9 protein-coding genes and 1 pseudogene are annotated in these 6308 nt (G+C 34.1%); 2 read left to right on the plus strand and 8 right to left on the minus strand.

All coding sequences use genetic code 11. From position 1 onward, the window contains the following. The 4 genes from GB993_RS11670 to GB993_RS11685 form a co-directional block, all read right to left on the minus strand. Positions 1–756: replication initiation protein (locus tag GB993_RS11670; protein WP_161004420.1), on the minus strand; the 756-nt coding region annotated here is incomplete at its 3' end. 720 nt (positions 757–1476) lie between these two features. Further along, complete coding sequence (locus GB993_RS11675) at positions 1477–1689, minus strand: hypothetical protein (protein ID WP_161004417.1); 213 nt, start codon at positions 1687–1689, stop codon at positions 1477–1479. A gap of 377 nt (positions 1690–2066) precedes the next feature. Further along, positions 2067–2426: a hypothetical protein gene (locus GB993_RS11680; protein ID WP_012660358.1), complete on the minus strand. Its 360-nt coding sequence runs from the start codon at positions 2424–2426 to the stop codon at positions 2067–2069. A gap of 12 nt (positions 2427–2438) precedes the next feature. Then, positions 2439–3026 carry a site-specific integrase gene (locus tag GB993_RS11685; protein WP_065928860.1) on the minus strand — a complete coding sequence of 196 codons (588 nt, stop codon included), beginning with the start codon at positions 3024–3026 and terminating at the stop codon, positions 2439–2441. Between the two features lie 76 nt (positions 3027–3102). Here GB993_RS11685 and GB993_RS11690 point away from each other — a divergent pair, with 76 nt between their 5' ends. Together GB993_RS11690 and GB993_RS11695 are read left to right on the plus strand one after the other, a co-directional pair. Then, positions 3103–3381 (plus strand): type II toxin-antitoxin system Phd/YefM family antitoxin, encoded by a 279-nt coding sequence (locus tag GB993_RS11690; RefSeq protein WP_003586674.1) that lies wholly within the window; start codon positions 3103–3105, stop codon positions 3379–3381. Further along, on the plus strand, positions 3381–3737 hold the full coding sequence (locus GB993_RS11695) for a type II toxin-antitoxin system YafQ family toxin (RefSeq protein WP_063696877.1): 357 nt from the start codon (positions 3381–3383) through the stop codon (positions 3735–3737). Before GB993_RS11690 ends, GB993_RS11695 begins: the two co-directional genes overlap by 1 nt. A gap of 497 nt (positions 3738–4234) precedes the next feature. Here GB993_RS11695 and GB993_RS11700 read toward each other — a convergent pair whose 3' ends face one another. The 4 genes and pseudogenes from GB993_RS11700 to GB993_RS11715 all read right to left on the minus strand — a co-directional run. Next, complete coding sequence (locus GB993_RS11700; protein WP_161004418.1) at positions 4235–4699, minus strand: type II toxin-antitoxin system PemK/MazF family toxin; 465 nt, start codon at positions 4697–4699, stop codon at positions 4235–4237. A gap of 14 nt (positions 4700–4713) precedes the next feature. Then, positions 4714–5556 carry a DUF3800 domain-containing protein gene (locus tag GB993_RS11705; RefSeq protein ID WP_161004419.1) on the minus strand — a complete coding sequence of 281 codons (843 nt, stop codon included), beginning with the start codon at positions 5554–5556 and terminating at the stop codon, positions 4714–4716. A 54-nt stretch (positions 5557–5610) separates the two neighbouring features. Continuing rightward, entirely contained in the window at positions 5611–6066 is a 456-nt protein-coding gene (locus GB993_RS11710) for a helix-turn-helix domain-containing protein (RefSeq protein WP_186337685.1), read from the minus strand. Continuing rightward, positions 6059–6308: pseudogene (locus GB993_RS11715) on the minus strand (replication initiation protein); the annotation flags it as partial. The pseudogene GB993_RS11715 and the gene GB993_RS11710, both read right to left, overlap by 8 nt.

Genomic DNA, 6308 nt, shown 5'->3' on the forward strand with positions numbered 1-6308 from the left:
ATTATGCTGAATGTTAAAGAGTTTTTGACGTTCATCTTGAAATTGACCTTGTGAGAAGTCGTTAGCGTCTTTCTTTTCAGGCTTCCAAGTAAAAGAATACCCAATCACTGGTTTCCCGCGGCCTTTACCATATTTCTTTCGAACAGTTAGGCCTCTGAAAAGAGGGGTCAATTCTTCTCTGATTGGTTTAAGAACGTATCTATCAACGTCTCCCGGTTTTTTCCAATAACTTTTAGGAATATCAAGTAACTCAAAAAAATCTTCTTTTGATAAAAAAGCATAACCGGTTGTTCTGAAACCTTTTAACAATCTAAAAGCGGTTTTAGCATAACTGCTTCGAAGATCTCTAAATTCCGCTAAAGCATATCTAACCCACGTGTCTAAATTGTTAAGAAGTGGCAAAGCATCTTTATATACTTCAATGTCTATATAAGGAGAATCAGTTTCACCAACAATTCTGAATTTAGTAAACATAACAAACATTTCTCTATTTAATCCAGATTTACTACGTCTTCCAAAATGAAGTCCCATTAACTTTTCATAAGTTCTTTGAATATCATCTTCAAAGCGATTATTTGCAGTCGGTTTGTAGTTGCTCAAATCTTTAAGTTGTTCAAAAGAAAATCTAACTGTCTGATCTCCCTTATCACGCATACGAGAAATAATTGAAAAAAATAGATTCATTTCAATAGGGGTGAATTTACGTAACGGAATGGTATTAAGTTCAGGATCATATTTTATAAGTTCATTGCTCATAATCACACCTCCACAACTATTATATAAAATCAACGATTGTTTATCAACGATCACCATTAAAAGCCTCGTTGATAAACAGACAAAACCTCGTTGATAAACAGACAAAACCTCGTTGATAAACAGACAAAACCTCGTTGATAAACAGACAAAACCTCGTTGATAAACTTCTGTGAGCCTTGGGAGAGTAAGGCTCAAGAGGGGTCTAAAAGAGGTTTAAAAGAGGTTTATAAAAGAGGTATAAAAGAGGCACCACTGTACGAGGTCAAAACCTAGAATCAAAAAACACAAAGGAGTGAGCCAAAAAACAGGCTCACATTAAACTCCAGTCGCTATGCTCCTTGCGCCTCACTCTGTTCGTTGCCTAAAAGGTGTGGCAAGCCACATTAATTCGGGCGCTGACGCCCCGAACCCCGTCCAAGCTGAGCCAGCTTAACCGCTTTTTCACTCGCCGTTAGGCAGGAAAGCAAAGTTTTATAGAAACTTTGGCTTTCGCCAATTCAGTGTTAAGACTGGTTTAGAGCTGTCAATTCCTTATGCTCCCACGCTTTGCTCGTCCGCTACCATTGACAGCAAACAGTTAGTTTTTCTGAATCTTAATAAGAATTCAACTGCTATGTTCGTTTTTAAGGGCCTTATTTTTTGTTCTCAGCGATTTTAAGGCTATTTATATACATTTATACCAAAGTCAAAATAAAAAGCCCTCAGCAGGCTCTTAGAGGGCTAAATAACGAAGCCAGGACGATTAATAATATCTTCTTGTCTTTTTTGCAAAACATAAGTGTATAAGGAATCATAAAAATTCCTCTTGATCTCATCAGGTTCATTGACAGAAACTTCAAACAATTCTTGAATATCAATTTGCCAAGGATCAGCAAGCATTTCATCAATTGGTTTTAATACTTTCTTTTCGTCCATCTTAATTACTCCTAACATCAAAATAATGACTTCAAGTTTAGATTCACAGATCTTACAACACCGTTATTCGAAAATTGTTACCAATCTTATAAAGATTCTCTGCACAAAGCAATTAAAAAATTTTGGCTTAAAACAGCGTAATCTGCAACACTTTTTAAATATTTAAAACATAACAATCTTAGTTAGGTGCAAACATAAATTGAATTAAAAATACAGTCAATTAAACAACAGCAGAAATTGATTTTATGGTTATCAGCAGACCGAGTGAAACGAGGTCAATGCGCACTTACACCCTTGACAAGTGTCAAGGGTAGATTTAATCCCCATTTTGATGGGGATTATTTGTATTAGAAGGCTAACGCCAACTATCAAAAACCTAGAGTTAAATCTTAAGATTAATCAATCACATTACGAAGGATCCAATGACTATAAGCAAGACGAGCACCGGGAGTTATTACCCAAGGGTGATTAATTTCGAAAATTTGAATTTCAGTTGCTAAGTAAAGTGGCGTCTTACCATGATTAAAAGCAAAAACGGGTTGCGGAAAATCAGGCTTACTAGCAACTTGATGAACACTTTGACGAGAGTTCATCTGCCAACGAATTTTTAAATCTTCACGCGACAATAATTTTGGCAGGTGTGTTTTTTCAATTTGAGCTTGCCGTTGCAACTTTTGTGTAAACTCTTGTTTAGTCTTGTTTTGATGCCAATCATCAAAAAGATCATACTTGTTTGATTTAAAATCTAAATCCATAAAGCCAGCCTCCTAACCAAAATCAATTTTATCCAGCATCGTTTCAGTACTAGCCTGGTCTAAGCCTAAATAAGCTAAAGTCATTGCTTCACTGGAATGATTTAGCAAATTCATGACTAAGCCAATATTATAATTTGATTGCGTGTAGACGCGGTAAGCCCCGGTTTTACGCATCGTGTGGGTCCCTAGATAATTAATTCCTAACAGATCGCCAACCTTACTCATAATTTTGTAGAACTGTTTTTCCGTGATATGTCGTTCTGGGTGCTGAATCGAGGGAAACAACCAGTCAGAAACCAAATGGTTTTCTTGCAACCAAGCTTGATAGGCTAATAAATCAGTTTGCACGGGTTTTAAGTAGAGCAGGTTAGCTTTACCGGTCTTTTGGTCGTGTATAAACGCATTCTGACGCACGGTGCCGTTTTCGTTAAAGACATCTGTCCAACGAAGCTTCATAACGTCGCTCACTCGCAACAGAGTCGCTTTACCCACTTGAAAAACGGTATAGTTACGCCAACCAGCTTTGAAATTATGGAGTAACGTATCTTGCACCTCTTTGAGAACGTTTGAATCTTTGATGGGTAAGACAACTTGTTGCATAGTTTTAGCTCCTTAAAAAATTGATTTTTAGTACAAATTAAAGTACAATATTAAGTACAATGAAAGGGTGGTAAATATGACATTAGCATTAACACAGAGCGATTTTCGCGCTAACCTAAAAAAATATTTAGATCAAGTTAATGACGAAGACGAAACCGTTTATATTGCTCGTTCAAATAGTCGCGCAGTAGCCATCGTTTCACAAGAAAAAATGGACTGGCTAGAAAGAGCATTAAAAGCTAAAGAAGGTTCGTTAGAATATGCAATTGCACGTGATCAGTTAATTAAACGCCATGTTTTACCTGACGATGAAATTGTTGAATCAGATGATGATTATTGGGGTCAGTTTAAATAATGAAAAAACTAAGATTTAAACCACGTGCAACCTTTAATGCTGATCTAAAACGGTTAGCCAGTTTAGACAAATCTATTATTGATGAAGTTCGAGCAGCCATTGACCTGTTGCTTGAGCAACAACAATTACCACCAGAATTTGAGGATCATGAACTTAATCGGCGAATGAGCGGGTATAATGAATTTCACTTACGAGATACCCCGAAAAACAAAATACCAAGCGAAACTAACGATGTCCTGGTTGTTTACACGATTGATAAAGATGAACTAGTCTTAATTGGCATTCGAGTCGGATCGCATGATCGTTTATTTCCTGGTCAAAATCGTGCTAAAAGGTATCGAAAAAATAACGAATAAAAGAAGCTATTTATGGTATATAAAAATAAATAACCCCTAATATCTACATTATAGATATTAGGGGTTATTCTTTCAATGTTTTCGAGGGGTTATTTGTAAGTTATAGACCCTTTGAAATTTTATATAAAAATTCGTGTTAACCATACAGACAATAAACAGATTCCAAAAAATCCGGACCTTGATTTAAAGGGGGCACCAGAATATTTGGACGGTATTAAAAGAGACATTAAAGATAGTGTAAAAACGGTGTTGTCTGAGATTTGAATTGCTTCAGTTTGTGCTTTTATGTTTAATTATAATAATTATGTGTTTCATAATAAAAAATATAATACCCCTCACTATAAGTGAGAAGGTATTATATAAAATATATTGGGAATCTACCCATAAACCGTAACTTAAAAGTTAAGGCGTTCGAACTATACGAACTGTATTATTTTACTACAAAAAATGTAGTATATAACTCATCTATTAAATTCTATCAGTAATTTGCATCTTAATCAAGAAATAAAATTGTGAACTTTCGAAGAAACTATAGAAATATCTTTGCTATTCAAATTTCCTAGAAATTTGATTATTCGTGATTTAGAAATAGTTCTTACCTGTTCACACTCAATACAAGAATTAAAATCCAAAAAAGGATAGTCACTTTTAGATACGAAATAATGATAGGAGTATTTAGGTTTTTCTTGGTTATCATCGTCATATATTAAGTTTTTTGTTATCGGAACAACAGTAATAGCACCTGAATATCTATTAAATCCATTTGGGGAAAGTACTAACGCAGGTCTCCTCCTGTTAATTTCTACACCTAAGTTTTCTCCAAAATTTACTAAATAAATAGATCCACGAAATGCATAACGATTAAGTAATCGTTCACTATTGCTAAGACAATATGTTGATAATGTTTCCTTTTTATTTTCCCATGCTCTTAATTGACGAATTTTCTCTTCAACATCAGTCATAATTAACCTCCAAATTAATACAGCACTTTTAATCCTTTGCCATCAAAATCGGGATAACCTACTAGTTTTTTGCTCATGGTTGTATATATTTTAGAATCTTCATTTTTTCTAAAATGTTGTAATACAGCATAAGAAAATAAGTCAGCTAATTCTAACATAAAATAGGATTTTTTATTATCAGCAGTTCTTTTAGAATTAAAATAAATTCTTTCCCTTAAAAAGTTGAAATTAGCGCCTGACACATAATAGGTTCCATTTTTAACTGTATACAATGCTTTTGAATATAGTTTCCGATCAGCGCCACCGTTGCGAGATTCAAATAAAAGAGCCCCTGCTGATTGGGAACCCATATTAAATGTATAACGTTCTAATAATAAAGCTAATGCATATTCATAAACACCATAGGGGCATGTGCCTCTTTCTTGATTAATTAAAACGTGTTTATATTTATCCACAACTATGGATACTAGTTTAAATGGAAGAGATTCTAATAAGCCACATAAATCCCCAATAAATGAATCATAATCAGGAATACATCTCTTAGAGAAAGCATTCTCTCTATGGCGCATCTCTTTACTATGTAGCACTACTCTTTTCCCACAGTATTCACCGCATGACCAGTATTTTTCTTTGAACTCTGTTATCTTTTGAGGAAGAAATTCCATGGCGTCTTTATTAAAAATAACTCCTGTTAAAATGAACCATTTGTCAATATTATTTTGATCTGAATTACTAATCATACGTTCTATACTTTTAAGCTCTGATGTACCAGATTCATCTATGGCCATAAAAGAATTGACTTCAGAACTCCATGTATTGGCACTAGGAGGATTAGACTGTACTGTTAAATTAGACATTTTAATAGATCTCCTCAACACAATGTATACTTTTATTTACCATATAATAATAAGTTACCACAAATTCCACCATTTTCTCTTGCGTTTTGTTTCTTTTTTTAATGAATCAGTATTTTTCACTATATATTTTAAGTCAGTTGATCCATTTTTAGATAATAGTTGCAGTTGTTGTGATTGATCCAATAATTTTTGCATTAATTTTAATTGTTCATCTTTTTCTTTAATTTGACTATCTTTGATCGTTAATTGTTGATTGAGTAATTCTATTGTATCTTGTATTCTGTTACCAATGTTACTAGTAAATAATCCGCCGTCTTGTTTTTGATTGTTACCACCACCAAAATGCTGTTTTAAAAGCAAATAACCTGAATTGGAAACAACTAACGTTTGTACCCCGTTCCTAGTCACGGTTTGTACATATTTTTCTCTAAAGTTTTCATCGAGTTTTTTCCTAATGGCTTGTTTTGATACATCAAATTCGTCAGCAAGTTCCTTAATTGTTTTAGGCATGATTTCCAAACCCCTTTCGGAGTTCAGCAAGTGCTTCTTTTCGTGCTTGATCTCTTATTTTTTTATCATGTTCGGCTTGTTTGACAGCTAATGCTTGCTTTTCAGTAGAACCTAGAGTTAACCCCTTAACTTTATCAATGGCACGCCATTTTTCCTGTTCTGTTAATTCACCATTATGCTGAATGTTAAAGAGTTTTTGACGTTCATCTTGAAATTGACCTTGTGAGAAGTCGTTAGCGTCT

Origin of the sequence: Furfurilactobacillus milii (genome assembly GCF_009864005.1) — a bacterium.
Taxonomy (GTDB): Bacteria; Bacillota; Bacilli; order Lactobacillales; family Lactobacillaceae; genus Furfurilactobacillus; species Furfurilactobacillus rossiae_B.